This is a genomic window from Vulcaniibacterium thermophilum (assembly GCF_007923255.1).
In the GTDB taxonomy this organism is placed as follows: domain Bacteria; phylum Pseudomonadota; class Gammaproteobacteria; order Xanthomonadales; family Xanthomonadaceae; genus Lysobacter_F; species Lysobacter_F thermophilum.
In genome coordinates, this window is sequence record NZ_VOHJ01000016.1 from 1 (window position 1) to 14,527 (window position 14,527).

The 14,527-nt window shown below is 72.2% G+C and carries 19 protein-coding genes, 1 tRNA gene and 1 pseudogene; 10 read left to right on the forward strand and 11 right to left on the reverse strand.

The window, feature by feature from the left end:
* A pseudogene (gene minC / locus FQY64_RS08020) lies at window positions 1–438 on the reverse strand (septum site-determining protein MinC); the annotation flags it as partial.
* Window positions 435–1,040, reverse strand: coding sequence for a GNAT family N-acetyltransferase (locus FQY64_RS08025; protein ID WP_146473688.1), 606 nt, complete (start codon window positions 1,038–1,040; stop codon window positions 435–437). The gene FQY64_RS08025 and the pseudogene minC, both read right to left, overlap by 4 nt.
* A 170-nt stretch (window positions 1,041–1,210) precedes the next feature.
* On the opposite strand from FQY64_RS08025, the gene FQY64_RS08030 reads away from it, so the two are divergent.
* The 5 genes from FQY64_RS08030 to FQY64_RS08050 all read left to right on the forward strand — a co-directional run bounded on the left by FQY64_RS08030 (window position 1,211) and on the right by FQY64_RS08050 (window position 5,691).
* On the forward strand, window positions 1,211–2,416 hold the full coding sequence (locus FQY64_RS08030) for a sensor histidine kinase (RefSeq protein WP_146473690.1): 1,206 nt from the start codon (window positions 1,211–1,213) through the stop codon (window positions 2,414–2,416).
* Window positions 2,413–3,078: a response regulator gene (locus tag FQY64_RS08035; protein WP_146473692.1), complete on the forward strand. Its 666-nt coding sequence runs from the start codon at window positions 2,413–2,415 to the stop codon at window positions 3,076–3,078. The genes FQY64_RS08030 and FQY64_RS08035 overlap by 4 nt, the downstream gene beginning before the upstream one ends.
* 414 nt (window positions 3,079–3,492) lie before the next feature.
* A complete protein-coding gene (locus tag FQY64_RS08040; RefSeq protein ID WP_146473694.1) occupies window positions 3,493–4,563 on the forward strand; it encodes a polyketide cyclase in 1,071 nt (356 codons plus the stop codon).
* Window positions 4,564–4,636: 73 nt separating this feature from the next.
* The gene (locus tag FQY64_RS08045; RefSeq protein WP_146473696.1) at window positions 4,637–5,014 is read left to right on the forward strand and encodes a DUF423 domain-containing protein; all 378 of its coding nucleotides are present in this window, start codon (window positions 4,637–4,639) and stop codon (window positions 5,012–5,014) included.
* 2 nt (window positions 5,015–5,016) lie between these two features.
* Entirely contained in the window at window positions 5,017–5,691 is a 675-nt protein-coding gene (locus FQY64_RS08050; protein ID WP_146473698.1) for a DNA-3-methyladenine glycosylase family protein, read from the forward strand.
* Between the two features lie 206 nt (window positions 5,692–5,897).
* Here the strand turns inward: FQY64_RS08050 and FQY64_RS08055 are convergent, their stop codons facing one another.
* Window positions 5,898–6,719: a M15 family metallopeptidase gene (locus FQY64_RS08055; RefSeq protein WP_146473700.1), complete on the reverse strand. Its 822-nt coding sequence runs from the start codon at window positions 6,717–6,719 to the stop codon at window positions 5,898–5,900.
* A 118-nt stretch (window positions 6,720–6,837) separates the two neighbouring features.
* On the opposite strand from FQY64_RS08055, the gene FQY64_RS08060 reads away from it, so the two are divergent.
* A tRNA-Phe gene (locus FQY64_RS08060) sits at window positions 6,838–6,913 on the forward strand.
* A 56-nt stretch (window positions 6,914–6,969) separates the two neighbouring features.
* On the opposite strand, the gene FQY64_RS08065 is transcribed toward FQY64_RS08060, so the two are convergent.
* The 8 genes from FQY64_RS08065 to FQY64_RS08100 all read right to left on the reverse strand — a co-directional run bounded on the left by FQY64_RS08065 (window position 6,970) and on the right by FQY64_RS08100 (window position 11,716).
* Complete coding sequence (locus tag FQY64_RS08065; RefSeq protein WP_146473702.1) at window positions 6,970–7,362, reverse strand: hypothetical protein; 393 nt, start codon at window positions 7,360–7,362, stop codon at window positions 6,970–6,972.
* Between the two features lie 88 nt (window positions 7,363–7,450).
* Entirely contained in the window at window positions 7,451–7,750 is a 300-nt protein-coding gene (locus FQY64_RS08070; RefSeq protein ID WP_146473704.1) for a hypothetical protein, read from the reverse strand.
* 269 nt (window positions 7,751–8,019) lie between these two features.
* On the reverse strand, window positions 8,020–8,937 hold the full coding sequence (locus FQY64_RS08075; protein ID WP_146473706.1) for a peptidylprolyl isomerase: 918 nt from the start codon (window positions 8,935–8,937) through the stop codon (window positions 8,020–8,022).
* A 60-nt stretch (window positions 8,938–8,997) separates the two neighbouring features.
* A complete protein-coding gene (locus FQY64_RS08080) occupies window positions 8,998–9,216 on the reverse strand; it encodes a DUF6289 family protein (RefSeq protein WP_146473708.1) in 219 nt (72 codons plus the stop codon).
* A gap of 18 nt (window positions 9,217–9,234) precedes the next feature.
* A complete protein-coding gene (locus tag FQY64_RS08085) occupies window positions 9,235–9,417 on the reverse strand; it encodes a hypothetical protein (RefSeq protein ID WP_146473709.1) in 183 nt (60 codons plus the stop codon).
* Window positions 9,418–9,490: 73 nt separating this feature from the next.
* On the reverse strand, window positions 9,491–9,751 hold the full coding sequence (locus FQY64_RS08090; RefSeq protein WP_146473711.1) for a TFIIB-type zinc ribbon-containing protein: 261 nt from the start codon (window positions 9,749–9,751) through the stop codon (window positions 9,491–9,493).
* 50 nt (window positions 9,752–9,801) lie between these two features.
* Window positions 9,802–11,049 carry a polyhydroxyalkanoate depolymerase gene (locus FQY64_RS08095; RefSeq protein ID WP_146473713.1) on the reverse strand — a complete coding sequence of 416 codons (1,248 nt, stop codon included), beginning with the start codon at window positions 11,047–11,049 and terminating at the stop codon, window positions 9,802–9,804.
* 73 nt (window positions 11,050–11,122) lie between these two features.
* Window positions 11,123–11,716, reverse strand: coding sequence for a class I SAM-dependent DNA methyltransferase (locus FQY64_RS08100; RefSeq protein ID WP_146473816.1), 594 nt, complete (start codon window positions 11,714–11,716; stop codon window positions 11,123–11,125).
* A gap of 58 nt (window positions 11,717–11,774) precedes the next feature.
* On the opposite strand from FQY64_RS08100, the gene FQY64_RS08105 reads away from it, so the two are divergent.
* The 4 genes from FQY64_RS08105 to nadD are packed head-to-tail and all read left to right on the forward strand — an operon-like array spanning window position 11,775 to window position 14,507.
* Window positions 11,775–12,227, forward strand: coding sequence for a CopD family protein (locus FQY64_RS08105; protein ID WP_146473715.1), 453 nt, complete (start codon window positions 11,775–11,777; stop codon window positions 12,225–12,227).
* A gap of 45 nt (window positions 12,228–12,272) precedes the next feature.
* A complete protein-coding gene (locus FQY64_RS08110) occupies window positions 12,273–12,806 on the forward strand; it encodes an LPS-assembly lipoprotein LptE (protein ID WP_146473717.1) in 534 nt (177 codons plus the stop codon).
* Window position 12,807: 1 nt separating this feature from the next.
* Entirely contained in the window at window positions 12,808–13,842 is a 1,035-nt protein-coding gene (gene holA / locus FQY64_RS08115) for a DNA polymerase III subunit delta (protein WP_146473719.1), read from the forward strand.
* On the forward strand, window positions 13,839–14,507 hold the full coding sequence (gene nadD, locus FQY64_RS08120) for a nicotinate-nucleotide adenylyltransferase (RefSeq protein ID WP_146473721.1): 669 nt from the start codon (window positions 13,839–13,841) through the stop codon (window positions 14,505–14,507). Before holA ends, nadD begins: the two co-directional genes overlap by 4 nt.
* The last annotated feature ends 20 nt before the right edge of the window (window positions 14,508–14,527 follow it).

Consider the following 14,527-nt stretch of genomic DNA (forward strand, 5'->3'; position numbering starts at 1 on the left):
CAGCCCCGGTTGCGCGGCGGCGCGCGCCGGCGGCGGCGCGGCGCGCGCGGGGGCCGGTTCGGCCGCCGGCGCAGCGGGCGCCGGCGCCTCGCCCTCGCGCTCGTACTGGGCGCGGAACTTGGCCAGCAACGGCAGCCCCAACGCCTCCGCGAGGCGTTCCGTCTCGCTGGTGCCGTAGGCGAGGGCGACCGGCAGCACGCCGGCGTCGCGCAGGCCGTCGAGCAGCGTGCGCGCCGTGGCCGCGTCGGGCAGACGGGTCAGGCCGCCGAGATCGACGACCACCGCGGCGCGCGCGAACAGCTTCGGCGCGCGCTGCACGCGGCCGCGCATCTCCTCGACCAGGCGCGGCACGTCGAGCACGCGCACCCGCAGGTTGGCGATGCCCACCTGCCCGAACTTCAGCTCGCCGGCCTGTTCGTAATCCGCGGCCACGCTCACGGATGCGTCCCCGTCGACAGTTCCGGCATCGGCGCGGCGACGCGGCGCGGCTGCAGGATCCACGGCACGCGCGGCAGCGCCTCGCCGTAGGTCTCGCGCACCCACTCGTAGCTGCACAGCGGCTTCATCAGCATCGCCGCGCGCAGACCGGTCTCGGGCATCACGTGCTGGCCGACCTCGTGGAAACCGAAGCTGCCGTGGAACAGCAGCGCGGGATCGGCGCCGCCTTCCAGGAACACCTCGCAGGCGATCTGCGGATAGCGCAACTCCGCATAGCTCTGCGCGTCGGCGTAGAACGCCCGCCCCACGCCGCCGCCGCGACGGCGGCTGGCGACCACGATGCGGTCGATGTAGAAGAAGCGGGGATGCCGCTCGCGGAACCAGCGGAAATTGCTGCTGTCGTGATCGGACGCGCTGCCGAAGCCGACCATGAAGCCGGCCATCTGGCCGTCGCGCTCGGCGATGCGGAAGTATTCGGCGCGTTCGTGGAAATAGCGCAGGCGCGCCGCGTCCAGCGGCAGGATGGCCGGGCCGGCGGCGTTGTTGAGGGCCAGTACGGAATCCAGCTCGTGCTCGCGCACGTCGCGGACGACGATCGACATTCCACACTCCGTGAAGAGAACGGCCGTCCGCGGCGGTACGGCCGCGGCATTATCGCACGGCGACCGGCCGGGCCAAGGCCGGGGCCGCCGCGTCCTCGAGCCGAAGCGTTCAGGCGACGGCATGACTTTCGGACGGCTCCGTGCCGGATCGATGGGGCTAGCATGCGGCCATGCTGAGCCGGCTCAACCACATCCGCCTGCTGCGGTACGCCGGGCTGTTCACCTGGGCGATGGTGGGCTGCTGGCTGCTCAACATCTGGCTCGACCCCGGCTACCTGCAGTCCGAATCGCCGGCGGTGCAGACCGAGATGCGGCTGGTGATCCTGCGCTGGGTGATCGCGTACCTGACGTTCGGCGCGGTCTACTGGTGGATCACCCGTTCGCTCGGCCAGCGCCGGCCGGGCTACGTCGACCACGCGCTGCTGCTGCTGCTGACGCTGGCGGCGATCGGCGTGAGCTATTTCTCCAGCACCGGCCTTGCCAGCGTGCTGCTGATGGTGATGGCCGGCCTGTTGCCGTGGCTGCTGCCGCTGCGCGTGGGCGTGGCATGGCTGGTGATCAGCAATCTGGCGATCATCCCGGTGTACGTGAACGCGGTCGATTTCCCGCCGGTGATCGCGGTCGTACAGGCCCTGTTGTACGCCGGCTTCTCGACGTTCGTGTTCGTCACCGCGCTGGTGGCCAAGCAGCAGGCCGAGGCGCGCGAGGAACAGCGCCGGCTGAACGCCGAACTGCGCGCGACCCGCGCGCTGCTGGCGGAAAGCGCGCGGGTGAACGAGCGCACGCGCATCTCGCGCGAGCTGCACGATCTGCTCGGGCATCACCTCACCGCGCTCAGCCTGAATCTGGAAGTCGCCGGCCACCTGAGCGAAGGGCGCGCCAAGGAGCACGTGCAGCAGGCGCACACGCTGGCGCGGCTGCTGCTGACCGACGTGCGCGAGGCGGTCAGCCAGTTGCGCGAGGGCGGCGCGATCGACCTCGGCGCCGCCTTGCGCCCGCTGGCCGAGAACGTGCCGGCGCTGGACATCGCGATGGACATCGAATCGCCGCTCACGCTCGACGACCCCGAGCGCGCGCACGTGCTGCTGCGCTGCACGCAGGAGATCATCACCAACGCCGTCCGCCACGCCGGCGCGCGCCACCTGTGGATCACCGCGCGCCGCGACGCCGACCGCATCGCCATGACGGCGCGCGACGACGGCCGCGGCGCCGACCAGCTCACCGCCGGCAACGGCCTGCGCGGCATGCGCGAACGCCTGCAGCAGTACGGCGGCACACTCGACATCGACACCCGGCCGGGGGCGGGCTTCAGCCTGCACCTGAGCCTGCCGGCCTCGGCCTCCGCCAAGGCGGTCCGCGAAGGAGCCCTGCCATGACCCAGAATCCCGTTCCCGATCCGATCCGCGTCGTCCTGGTCGACGACCAGACCCTGGTGCGCCAGGGCGTGCGCTCGCTGCTGGCGCTCGCCGAGGGCATCGAGGTGGTCGCCGAGGCCGCCGACGGCCGGCAGGCGGTCGAGCTGATCCCGCAGGTGCGTCCGCACGTGGTGCTGATGGACATGCGCATGCCGGTGATGTCGGGCCTGGAGGCGCTGCAGACGCTCGCGCGCACCGGCCAACTGCCGCCGACCATCATCCTCACCACTTTCGACGACGACCAGCTCGTGCTGGCGGGCATCAAGGCCGGCGCCAAGGGCTATCTGCTGAAGGACGTCTCGCTCGAGCAGTTGGTCGGCGCGATCCAGACCGTGGCGGCCGGCGGCTCGCTGGTTCAGCCGGCGGTCACCCAGCGGCTGCTGTCCGGGCTGGAGCACATGCGCAACGAGTTCGTCAGCCTCGACCGCCCGGATCCGCTGACCGAGCGCGAGACCGAGATCCTGCGGCTGATGGCCGGCGGCTTCTCCAACAAGGAAATCGCCAACTCGCTGGGCGTGGCCGAGGGCACGATCAAGAACCACGTCTCCAACATCCTGTCCAAGCTCGGCGTGCGCGACCGCACGCGGGCGGTGCTGAAGGCGTTCGAGTTGCAGTTGGTGTAGCGGCAGGGAACAGGGAACAGGGAACAGGGAACAGGGAACAGGGAACAGGGAACAGGGAACAGGGAACAGGGAACAGGGAACAGGGAACAGGGAACAGGGAACAGGGAACAGGGAACAGGGAACAGGGAACAGGGAAGGGCGGTGCCCGCAACGCGCCGGTGGCCAGCGGGCGTTCCCCGCGTCCCGATCCGTGCCGCACCGGAAGGCAGGGAAGGGCCGAGCGCAGTGGCCGGGAACGTGGCCGCCCTTCCCAAGGCCGCTTCCCGCACCCTTTTCCCTTTTCCCTTCTTCCCTTTTCCCTGCCCCTCTTGACGCCCCCTTGGCGTTTCGCCCGGCAGAGCTTCCTTGCTACGATGGCGGTTCTGCGCCTCGGCCCCCGGGCCCGGGCCGGACCAGGCCCTGGAGAATCCGTTAATGACCCGTTTGATCGAGATCCTGATTTCGCTGGCGATCGTCACCGTGCTGTTCCTGGGCGTGGCCCTGGTGCTCCCCTCCAAGCGCGAGCTGGAGCATTCGGTGGAGACGAACCGCAAGCTCACCATCGTGTTCGATACGATCAACAGCCTGCGTCGCTTCGACGACTGGCATCCGGTGGTGCTGCGCGACCCGAAGGTCAAGATCGAGCTTTCCGGCCCCGAGTCCGGCGTCGGCGCGACCATGAACTACAGCTCGCAGGAGCGCGGCATCGGCGACGGCAGCTGGAAGATCGTCGAGTCGGTCCCGCGCCAGAAGGTGGTCTACGAGATCCAGGACCAGCAGCGCGGCCGCGACAAGCGCATGACTTTCACGCTGACGCCGACCGGCCGCAACAACCGCAACGTCAGGATCACCCAGCATTACTCGGTCGATTACGGCTGGAACCTGCTCGGCCGTTATTCCGGCCTGTACGTGAGCAGCAACGTCGGCGAGGACATGAAGATCGGCCTGCAGCGCCTGTCGAACATGCTGGCCGGCGTGCCGAACTACGACTACGCCGACCTCTACAAGGACAATCCGGCCAACGCGCCGCGCCTGGGCGAGCGCGCCGCCGAGACGCTGCTGACGGTCGCCGCCGCCGTCGAGCGCGACAACGTCAAGGTCCAGAACCAGATGAAGGGCAATCTGGAGTGGATCCGCAAGGTCATGACCGCCAACGGCCTGGAGGCCGCAGGTCCGGTGCGCATCGTCACCAACGAGTTCGGCAGCGAGACCTACTCGTTCGTCGTCGCCCAGCCGGTCCGTCGCGCCGGGGGCGAAGGCGGCAAGGTCGAGGGCATCAAGCTGGAAGGGCCGGTGGAGGTGATCCACAACGAACCCACCCGCATCGCGGTGATGCCGTTCACCGGCCACATGGCCAATCTGCCGGTCGCGCGCGACGCCCTGCGCGCGTGGGCGCTGACCCGCGGCTACGAGACCACCGAGCGTCCGTACGAGAACTGGCTCGATGGCATCGACGCCGGCTTTACCGAGAACGGCCGCTACGAGGTGGTGTGGGCGGTCAAGTAAGCCCCTCCGTCCTGCGAAGACGCGCCGCCCTGCGGCGCGTTTTCGTTTGCGGCATCTGACGCGGAGCATCGCCATGGACTTGCCATCGCCCGCCGCCGGCCGTCCCGCCGCGCACCGCGCGCTCGCCTGCGCCGGCGCGCTGCTCGCCGCCGCGGCCGTCGCGCTGCTGGCGTACGCGGCGCATGCCGCGGGCCCCGCGGCGCAGACGCGCCTGCAGGCCGCGGGATCGATCGCGGCCCTGCACGGCATCGCGCTCGCCGCGCTGGCGCCCGGTGCGGCCACGCGGCCGGCGCGGGTCGCGCTCGGCGGCCTGCTGCTCGGCACGCTGCTGTTCGCGGGCAGTCTGGTCGCCGCGCACGTCTTCGGCTGGCCGACGCGGCTGGCGCCGTTCGGCGGCATGCTCGCGATCCTGTCCTGGCTGCTGTACGCCGCGGCCGTCGCGAGGCGCTGACGATGCCCCGGCATGCGCGCGGATTCGATACCGAGGCCGCCTTCGACCACCTGCGCAGGCGCGACCGCAGGCTGGCGCGCTGGATGGAGCGGCTCGGCCCGATCGCCCCGGACCCGCGCTGGCGGCGGCCGTTCGATCCGGTCGACGCCCTGGCGCGCGCCATCCTCTACCAGCAGCTCTCCGGCAAGGCCGCGGCCACCATCGTGGCGCGCGTGGAGAACGCGATCGGCAGCGACCGCTTCCATTGCGACACGCTGGCGCGCGCGGACGATGCGACGCTGCGCGCGTGCGGCGTGTCGGGCAACAAGCTGCTGGCGTTGCGCGATCTCGCCGCCCGCGAGGCCCGCGGCGAGATCCCCACGTTGCGCCGGATGGCGACGATGGACGAGGACGCGATCGTCGCCGCGCTCACGCCGATCCGCGGCATCGGCCGCTGGACGGTGGAGATGATGCTGATCTTCCGCCTCGGCCGGCCGGACGTGCTGCCGGTGGACGACCTCGGCATCCGCAAGGGCGCGCAGCAGGTCGATCGCCTCGATGCGATGCCGGCGCCGAAGCGGCTGGCCGAGCGCGGCGAGCGGTGGGGCCCCTATCGCAGCTACGCCAGTCTGTACCTGTGGCGCATCGCCGATCTGGCCGCGTCCGCGAAGACGCCGACGCCGCGCTCGCAGGAGTGACGGTGGGGCGGCGCTGGCGCCGCCGAGATTGGAATTGCCGGCGCGAGCGGAATGGGCCCCGGCCTGCGCCGCGGCGACGGGATACGGGCTGCGCCGCCGGAGCGCAGCGAGGATTCGGGATTCCGGATTCGGGATTCGAGATCGCTGAGCTCTGATCGCCCATCCCTGATCCCGAGCCCTGATCCCTGATCCCTGATCGCCAATCCCTAATCCCGAATCCCCGACAAACCAGGCCGCCAGCACCAGTGCCACGGCTCGTAGACGATGCCGTGCGGGTTGTCGCGCGGGTAGCTCATGGCGAAGCCGAACGCGCCGGCGTTCGCGCGCAACCAGGCGAACGCGGGCGTGAGTTCGAACGATTCCTCGGCCGGCGGCTCGCCGGGTGTGCCGATGTCGAGCGCGGCGCCGGAGTGGTGTTCGCTGAAGCCGGGCGCGGCGTTGACGCGCAGGATGGCGTCGACCGTCAGCCCGCGCGCGCGTTTGCGCTCGAAGATGCCGAGTTGGTAGTCGTGGCTGCGATAGCCGCTGATGGCCTCCAGGATCACGCCTTCGCGCGCGGCCGCCTCGCGCATGCGGGCCCAGGCGCGCGCGGCGGGCGAAAGCAGCCACAGCGGCCGGCGGTAGCGGTCGAAGCCGGCGAAGGCGAGGCGGTCGGGTTCCGGCACCAGCGGCAGGCCGGTGCGGGCGCCGTACTCGCCTTCGTCCAGCCCGAGCGCGTGCAGGCGATGCTGCAGGCGCTCCAGCGGCAGCGGATGGGCGGGCTCGGCCCGCAGCCGCGGCAGTGCGGATTCGCGCGCCAGCCGCGCCAGCGCGTCGGCGAGCGCGGGCAGGCGCGGCAGCCGTGGGCGCAGCGGCTGCACGCCGCTGTCGGCGACGGTGGCGAGGTACAGACCATCGCGCTTGCGCCGCGCCAGCCAGCGGGCCTGCGCCAGCCGGCGCATGTCGGCGCCGCGCCGCGCGCGCAGCAGCCAGGCCGGCCAGAGCTCGATCTCCGGAGTGTTCAGCAGAACCATGGGGCGCGCGCGCATCGCGGCAGCGTAGCGGCGCGTGCGCGGCGCCGCCAGCATCGTCGCGGGCCGCATCGGCTTGCCTCGCGCGCATCCGGCCCGTATCATGCGCGGCCTCACTCGGCACGCCGGGTGATGCGGCCAGGTAGCTCAGTTGGTAGAGCAGGGGACTGAAAATCCCCGTGTCGGGGGTTCGATTCCCTCCCTGGCCACCACCGGATACGCGACGCCCCGCATGTGCAGATGCGGGGCGTTTTCGTTTCGGGCGGGCTCAGGCCGCCTCGCTCGGGCGCTGCGGGGCGTGGTGCGTTGCGTGGGCGACGTGCGGCGCGGGGGCGGCGAGCGCCAGCAACGGGTGCACGCGCGCTTCGACGCGGCGCGCGGCGCCTTCGTCCTCGGCGGCGGTGTGCAGGCCGTGCCGTGCGTAGAGCGGTTGCGCGCTCTCGTCGTGACGCGCCGGCACGATGTGGCGGATCAGCACGCGCGCGCCTTCCTCGGCGATCAGCACGGCGATCGGCAGGCCGAGCGCGTTGGAGAAATGGAACGCTTCCGCCTTCGCTGCGCGCGAGGCCTGCACGAGGGTGTCGAAGCGCTCGGCGGCGAGCGGGGTGTCGATGCGGGTGCCGGTGTAGCAGCGTTCCCTGAGTTCGACGCGGTACGGCATGGCGGTCGGTTCGCGGAGGTGGACTGTCGTGAGCGATGCAAGCGGCGTGCCCGTGCGCGGACCGCCGCCGGGGCGATGGGCCGCCGGCTCACTCCCAGCGTTCGTCGCTCTCGAACTCCACCATCACGTCCAGCTCGAACGCGAGCGATTCGACCGCCTCGCGGATCTTGCGCGCGGTGGCGAGATTGGGCGCTTCGATCTCGAGTTCGTGGGTGCCCGGCCCCTGGTCGTCGGGCAGACCGGCCGAGCTCGAATCCTCGTCGTCCATGTGCGGCATGAGGTCGGCCACCTCCTCGACGTGCTCGACGCCGTCCAGGCTGACCAGCAGGTTGCCGATGGCGCGCGCGTCGTCCTCGCTGCCGATCACGCGCATACGCAGCATGGGCATGGGGCTTCCTCCGATGATGCTGTCGTGCTGCAGGCTAGGAAGCGCGAGGCCAAGGAGGCGTGAGGGCGCGGCGCGCACGTTGGACAGCGGCCGGGCCGGCGCGTCTGCGGCGCGCGCCTCAGCCCGCACGCGGGAGAGGGGCGAAGTGCCCGCGGCGGCGTAGGGCGGGACTTGTCCCGCCGCATGGGCAAGGACGCCATGCGCGCCTGCGGCGCGCGCCCTTGCCCTGCCCGCGGCCCGCGGCGCGGCGGACAGGCATCGAGCGAGCCCTACTGCTTCGTCGGCTTCTCGCGCACCGGCAGCGGCACGTTGCAGAGGTCGATGTGACCGGCCGGCGTCTGGTACCACGCGTCGCGGCGGTTGCGGCGCGACTCGACGAGCTCGGCGAACAGCGCGGTGTCGGTGCGCAGCGCCTGCAGCGGGAGGCGTTCGCCCGCCGGCAGCTCGCTCCCGAGGCGGATCGAGCGGATCGGCACGCGCTGCTCGGCCTTCTCGTAGAACCCCAGCGGCCCGGTGCCGCGCGGCAGCACGGAGAGCCGCTCGATGCCGTGCACGACGCGGCCGACCACCGTGATGTTGCGGTCGAGCTGGCGCGGCGACTGCCCGATCACGACGTACAGCTCGCTGCCGTTGCTGGAATCCGGCGCGACGTCGCGGCCGGCGCCGACCGCGCCGTAGCAGTGCGCCAGCCAGGCGATTCCGCGCCTGGGATCGCGCGCGGCCGGAAAGCCCGCGCTGAAGCCGACCTCGGGCGCCCAGCCGTCGACGTCCGGAAGGCGGTCGAACGGAGCGCCCTTGGCGCCGAACGTGAACTCGGCCGGCAGCCTGGCCTTCGCCTCGCCGAGCGGCTTGCGCTTCGCCTCCTCCTCGGCCGGATCGCCCCACTGCACCACGAAGTTGTCCTGGGCGCGGTTGATGCTCAGGCCGTCCCAGTAGCGTCCCTTCGCCAACGCGCGGATGTTGGCGACGTGCTCCGGCGCGGCGTGGGGCGCCAGTTCGATGACGACGCGGCCGCTGTCGAGCTCCAGATAGAGCGTGTTGGCCGGATCGAGGTCGCGCCAGTCGGCGGGTGCGGAGGCGTCGAGGATTTCCTGCATCGAGCGCGCTTTCGCCGGCGCGGCGGGCGGTTGCTGCGCGAACGCGGTGGCGGCGGCGAACAGGGCGGCGGTGAGGACGACGCGGCGCATGCGGAAGGCTCCGGAAGGGCGTGCCCGCAGCATACGGCCGGGCCACCCGCGGCGCACGCCTCAGCGCCGGCAGAGCTGCAGCGAGCGGCTGCGCGTGGTGGCCTGGCCCCATTCGATCGCGGCGGCGTCGCAGCGCCAGCCGCGCGCGCCGACCACGTGGCCGTGCTCGTCGTAATAGAGGGTGATCACGCCCGGCGTGGGACGGGCGAGGGCGAGGGCGAGACCTGCGATCAGCGCGAGCGCGGCGATCGCGGCGGGCCAGAGCAGACGGGCGGGCATTCCGTGCTCCCGCATGCGTCAGTGCGAGCGCGCGCGACCGGAACCCGACTTCTTGCCGCCGCCGTCCTGCTTGTTCACCGTCGCCCAGGCGATGCGCTCGGCGCTCTGCTTCGAGCGGCCGCGTTCGCGCTCGCTCTGCTCGATGTGCTGCGCCTGGCGCTTCTGCTTGTCGGTGTAGGCCGACTTGTCTCCGCGGGGCATGGCGGCCTTCCTCGACCGGCTGGACCGGCGACGGTGTAGCAGCGTCGCCGTCAAGGCGGCGCCAAGCGCCGGGTCAGAAGTCGAACAGGTCGCCGAGCAGGCTCTTGCGCCGCTTGTGCCTGGGGTAATCGCCGTACTGCGCCGACTGGCCGTGCGCGGGCGGCGCGGGCGCGGGGCCGGGGCGCGCGGGCGAACGCTCGGCCGCCGAACGTTCGATGATCTTGTCGAGCTCGCCGCGATCGAGCCACACGCCGCGGCATTGCGGGCAGTAGTCGATCTCGATCCCCTGGCGGTCGGTCATCGACAGCGGGACGTCGCAGTTGGGACACTTCATGGCGGACTCCGGCGGGGGGTGTCCGCGGTTATACCGCACCGTGCCGGAACTCAGCGCGCGGCGTGGCGGGCGATGAACTCGCGCACCTGCGGGTAGACCTGATCGCGCCAGCGCCGGCCGCTGAAGATGCCGTAGTGGCCCGCACCCGCCACCGTCAGGTGGGCGCGGTCGGCCTCGCCGATTCCGGTGCACAGGCGATGCGCGGCGCGGGTCTGGCCCTGGCCCGAGATGTCGTCGAGCTCGCCTTCGATGGTCAGCAGCGCGGTGTCGCGGATGCGTGCGGGATCGACGCGTTCGCCGCGCACGTGCCACTCGCCCTTGGGCAGCAGATGGCGCTGGAACACCACGTCCACCGTCTGCAGGTAGTACTCGGCGGGCAGATCGGCGACCGCGTTGTATTCGTCGTAGAAGCGGCGGTGCGAGGCGGCGTCCTCGAGGTCGCCGCGCACCAGGTGCTGGTAGAAGTCCCAGTGCGACTGGAAATGCCGCTCCGGATTCATCGCCACGAAGCCCATGTGCTGCAGGAAGCCGGGGTACACGCGGCGGCCGCGGCCGGGATAGTTCGGCGGCACGGTGTGGATCAGGTTGGCTTCGAACCACCACAGCGGCTGGCGGGTGGCGAGCGCGTTGACCTGGGTGGGGCTTTCGCGGGTATCGATCGGACCGCCCATCATCACCAGCGAGCGCGGGGTCCGCTCGCCGCGCGCGGCCATCAGCGACACCGCGGCCAGCACCGGCACGGTCGGCTGGCACACGCTCACCACATGCAGCCGCTCCGCGCCGATGTGGCGGATGAACGCCTCGATGTAGGCGACGTAGTCGTCCAGTGTGAACGCGCCCTCGCCGGTGGGCACCATGCGCGCGTCGACCCAGTCGGTGACGTACACCTTGTGGTCGCGCAGCAGGGTGCGCACGGTGTCGCGCAGCAGCGTGGCGTGGTGGCCGGACAGCGGCGCGACCACCAGCACCGGCGGATCGTCGCGCAGGCCGGCCAGTCCGTCGGCGCGGTCGGCGAAGCGCTTGAAGCGCAGCAGGCGGCAGAACGGCTTGCGCAGGACCTCGCGTTCGACCACCGGGTACTCGGCGCCGTCGATGGTCACCGCGTGGATGCCGAAGGCGGGCTTCTCGTACTCCTTGCCCAGCCGGTACAGCAGCTCGTAGCCGGCGGCGAGGCGGGTCGCGCCCGGCAGCGAAGACAGCCAGCTTCCGCCGTCGCCGAACATCTTCGCACTGGCCTCGGCCCAGTAGGTCGCCGGCGCCAGCCAGGCGCGGCCGAGTTCGTGCAGGTGATAGAGCATCCGCGGTCCCCCCGGGCCGATGCACTGCTGCGGCGCAGCGTAGCGGATCGCCGGGGCGGCCGCGTTAACCGCTTCAGCCGCCGCGTTCCAGCGCCGCGGCCTGCGCCGCCAGCGCCGGCCCGAGATACAGGTGCGAACCCAGCGCCACGAACCCGGCACGGGCGAAGCGCTCGCGGTAGAAGCGGGCGGGCCGGGCATGGAAGCCGGCGAGATCGCCTTCGACCTCGTCCTCGCGGGCGAACGTCTCCAGAAACGCCACGCCGCCGCACAACGCGGCCAGTCCCGGCAGGCCGCGATCGAGCTCGCGCGCGGGCAGGTAATGCAGCACGTCGCTGCACACCAGCAGATCGACCGGCGCGCACGGCCGCAGGACGGCGAAATCGGCGAACCGGGCGAAATGCAGATTGCGCCGGGCGCCGAAGCGGGCGATCGCGTATTCGCTGGCGTCGAAGCCGAGGTAGCGCGCATGCGGGCGCAGCTTCAGCAGCGGCGCGCGCCAGACGCCTTCGCCGCAGCCGACGTCCAGCACGGTACGCAGCGGCCGCTCCAGGTGGTATTCGGCGGTCGCCACCGCCAGCGCGACCTTGCGCGCCAGGCGGCGCGCGTCGTGCAGGCCGCGATCGCGGTACCAGCGGTCGAAGTAGGCGCGGTCGTAGGCCTTGGTCATCGGATCGGCAGGCGCGGAAAGGCGTGCCATCCTAATGCGGTCGCCGCGGAGCCGCCCGATGACCGTCTACCTCTGGTTCAAGACCTTCCACTTGGTGTTCGTGATCGCCTGGATGGCCGCGGTGTTCTACCTGCCGCGCATCCTGGTCAACCTCGCCGAAGCGGGCGAGGCGACGGCGGTGCGCGAGCGCCTGCTGCTGATGGCGCGCCGGCTGTACGGCTTCGGCCACTCGATGTTCGGGCTGGCCGTGGCGCTCGGGCTGATCCTGTGGCTGGGCTACCGGGTGCTGCCGAACTTTCCGACGATGGTGGCGGCGGGCAGCGGCTGGATGCACGCCAAGCTCGCGCTGGTGGTCGCGCTGCTGGTCCACTTCGTGACGACCGGACGCTGGATGAAGAACGCCGCCGCCGGCCGGCCGCTGCCTTCGGCGCGCGCCCTGCGCTGGTTCAACGAACTTCCGCTGCCCGCGCTGATCGCGATCGTCTGGCTGGTGCTCGCCAAGCCGTTCTGAGCGCGCGCCTTGCCGCCCGTATCCCGCTCGTCCAGACTCCCGCGCATGATCCGACGCCTCCTCCCCCTCGCGCTCGCCCTGGCCCTGTCGGCCTGCGGTTTCCACCTGCGCAGCGCGCTCACGCTGCCGCCCGACCTCGGCCCGGTGCGCATCGCCTCCGCCGATCCGTACAGTCCGCTCGCCGACGACCTCGCGCAGGCGCTCGAGCGCGCCGGCGCGCAGGGCGCGACCGAGGACGACGCGAACGCCGCCGTGCTCGATCTGATTTCCGAGCGCTGGGGCGATTCGCCCATCTCGGTGGACCAGTTCGGCCGCGCCCAGGAGTTCACCCTGCGCTACGCGGTGGTGTTCGAGCTGCGCCGCGTCGACGGCACCGCGCTGGTGCCGCGCCAGGCGATCGAACTGTCGCGCGACTACGTCGCAAGCCCCACCAACGCGATCGGCACCGAGGGCGAACGCGAGATCCTGCAGCGCGAGCTGCGCCGCGAGATGACCGCCTCCGTCCTGCGCCGCATCGACGCGGTGCTCGTGCGCGGCGCCGCCGGCGCGGCCGCAGGCGACGCCGCGCCGACGCGCTGACATGGAACTCAAGCCCGAGCAGTTGGTCGCCCAGCTCGAATCCGGGCTGCGGCCGGCCTACCTGATCGCGGGCGCCGAACTGCTGCGCGTGCTGGAAGCCGCCGACGCCGTGCGCGCCGCCGCGCGCGCGCAGGGCATCACCGAGCGCGAGGTGCACGAGGCCGAAGGCAACGCGCGCGAACCGGACTGGAATGCGCTCGCGGCGAGCTTCGCCGCCCCGAGCCTGTTCGCCGCGCGCCGGCTGGTCGAGCTGCGGCTGCCGGGCGGCAAGCCGGGCAAGGAGGGCGCGCAGGTCATCGCCGAGTTCTGCGCCAACCCGCCCGCCGACGTGGTGCTGCTGATCACCGCCAACGACTGGAGCCGCCAGCACGGCGGCGCGTGGAGCGAGGCGATCGCGCGCATCGGCGCGGTCGCGGTGGCCTGGCCGATCAAGCCGCACGAACTGCCGGACTGGATCGAACGCCGCCTGCGCGCGCGCGGCCTGCGCGCCGATCGCGACGCGGTGCAACTGCTGGCCGACCGCGTCGAGGGCAATCTGCTGGCGGCGGCGCAGGAGATCGACAAGCTCGCGCTGCTGGCCGACGGCGGGACGCTCGACGTCGCCCGCATGCAGGCGGTGGTGGCCGACGCCGCGCGCTACGACGTGTTCCGGCTGACCGACGCCGCGCTCAACGGCCAGCCCGCACAGGTGTCGCGCATGCTGGCCGGACTGCGCGCCGAGGGCGAGCAGGTACCGGGTCTGCTCGGCATGGTGATCATGGAGCTGCAGCGCACCGCGCAGCTCGCGCGCGCCGCCGCGCGCGGCGCCAATCTCGCCGCCGAATTCCGCGCGCAGCGGGTGTGGGATTCCAAGCAGCCGGTGTACCGCCGCGCGCTGCAGCGGCATCCGGCGCCGCGCTGGGAAGGTTTCGTCGCCGAAGCCGGGCGTGTGGACCGCATCGCCAAGGGCCGCGAGGCCGGCGACGCCTGGCAGGTGCTGGAGCGGCTCCTGCTCGCCGTGGCCGAACCGCGCGCGGTGCGCCTCGCGGCGCCATGAGCGAACCGCTGACGCTGCTCTACGGCGGCACCTTCGACCCGATCCACCTCGGTCACCTCGCCATCGCACGCGCCGCGCGCGATGCCCTGCACGCCACCGTGCGGCTGATGCCGGCCGCCGATCCGCCGCACCGCGCCACGCCCGGCGCTGCCGCCGCGCACCGCGCGCGGATGGTCGAACTGGCCGTCGCCGGCGAGCGGGGCCTGTGCGTGGACCGTCGCGAACTGCGGCGCGACGGCCCGTCCTACAGCGTCGACACCCTGCGCGAGCTGCGCGCCGCGCTCGGCGAGCGAGCGCCGGTCGCGCTGCTGGTCGGGGCCGACAGCTTCCTCGGGCTGCCGGCGTGGAAGGAATGGCGCGCGCTGTTCGCGCTGGCGCATCTGGTGGTCGCCGAACGCCCGGGACGCGCGCTCGAGGACGCGCCGGCGGAGCTGGCGCAGGCCGTCGCCGGCCGCTGGACGGCGTGCGCGGACGATCTGCGCCGGGCGCCCGCCGGACGCCTGTTCCGCCTCGTGCATCCCCTGCATCCGGCGTCCGCCAGCGCGATCCGCGCGGCCATCCGCGAGGGCGGACCCTGGCGCGCGATGGTGCCGCCCGCGGTCGCCGCCTACATCGACCGTCACGCGCTGTACGCCGGCGGGGCCCCACACTCGCCTCCGCTATAATCCCGGGGCGCATTCCGCGC

Bases quoted from the DNA above. Each gene is read 5' to 3' on its own strand.
- FQY64_RS08025 (WP_146473688.1), bottom strand. From the start codon at position 1,040: ATGTCGATCGTCGTCCGCGACGTGCGCGAGCACGAGCTGGATTCCGTA.
- FQY64_RS08030 (WP_146473690.1), top strand. From the start codon at position 1,211: ATGCTGAGCCGGCTCAACCACATCCGCCTGCTGCGGTACGCCGGGCTG.
- FQY64_RS08035 (WP_146473692.1), top strand. From the start codon at position 2,413: ATGACCCAGAATCCCGTTCCCGATCCGATCCGCGTCGTCCTGGTCGAC.
- FQY64_RS08040 (WP_146473694.1), top strand. From the start codon at position 3,493: ATGACCCGTTTGATCGAGATCCTGATTTCGCTGGCGATCGTCACCGTG.
- FQY64_RS08045 (WP_146473696.1), top strand. From the start codon at position 4,637: ATGGACTTGCCATCGCCCGCCGCCGGCCGTCCCGCCGCGCACCGCGCG.
- FQY64_RS08050 (WP_146473698.1), top strand. From the start codon at position 5,017: ATGCCCCGGCATGCGCGCGGATTCGATACCGAGGCCGCCTTCGACCAC.
- FQY64_RS08055 (WP_146473700.1), bottom strand. From the start codon at position 6,719: ATGCGCGCGCGCCCCATGGTTCTGCTGAACACTCCGGAGATCGAGCTC.
- FQY64_RS08065 (WP_146473702.1), bottom strand. From the start codon at position 7,362: ATGCCGTACCGCGTCGAACTCAGGGAACGCTGCTACACCGGCACCCGC.
- FQY64_RS08070 (WP_146473704.1), bottom strand. From the start codon at position 7,750: ATGCCCATGCTGCGTATGCGCGTGATCGGCAGCGAGGACGACGCGCGC.
- FQY64_RS08075 (WP_146473706.1), bottom strand. From the start codon at position 8,937: ATGCGCCGCGTCGTCCTCACCGCCGCCCTGTTCGCCGCCGCCACCGCG.
- FQY64_RS08080 (WP_146473708.1), bottom strand. From the start codon at position 9,216: ATGCCCGCCCGTCTGCTCTGGCCCGCCGCGATCGCCGCGCTCGCGCTG.
- FQY64_RS08085 (WP_146473709.1), bottom strand. From the start codon at position 9,417: ATGCCCCGCGGAGACAAGTCGGCCTACACCGACAAGCAGAAGCGCCAG.
- FQY64_RS08090 (WP_146473711.1), bottom strand. From the start codon at position 9,751: ATGAAGTGTCCCAACTGCGACGTCCCGCTGTCGATGACCGACCGCCAG.
- FQY64_RS08095 (WP_146473713.1), bottom strand. From the start codon at position 11,049: ATGCTCTATCACCTGCACGAACTCGGCCGCGCCTGGCTGGCGCCGGCG.
- FQY64_RS08100 (WP_146473816.1), bottom strand. From the start codon at position 11,716: ATGACCAAGGCCTACGACCGCGCCTACTTCGACCGCTGGTACCGCGAT.
- FQY64_RS08105 (WP_146473715.1), top strand. From the start codon at position 11,775: ATGACCGTCTACCTCTGGTTCAAGACCTTCCACTTGGTGTTCGTGATC.
- FQY64_RS08110 (WP_146473717.1), top strand. From the start codon at position 12,273: ATGATCCGACGCCTCCTCCCCCTCGCGCTCGCCCTGGCCCTGTCGGCC.
- holA (WP_146473719.1), top strand. From the start codon at position 12,808: ATGGAACTCAAGCCCGAGCAGTTGGTCGCCCAGCTCGAATCCGGGCTG.
- nadD (WP_146473721.1), top strand. From the start codon at position 13,839: ATGAGCGAACCGCTGACGCTGCTCTACGGCGGCACCTTCGACCCGATC.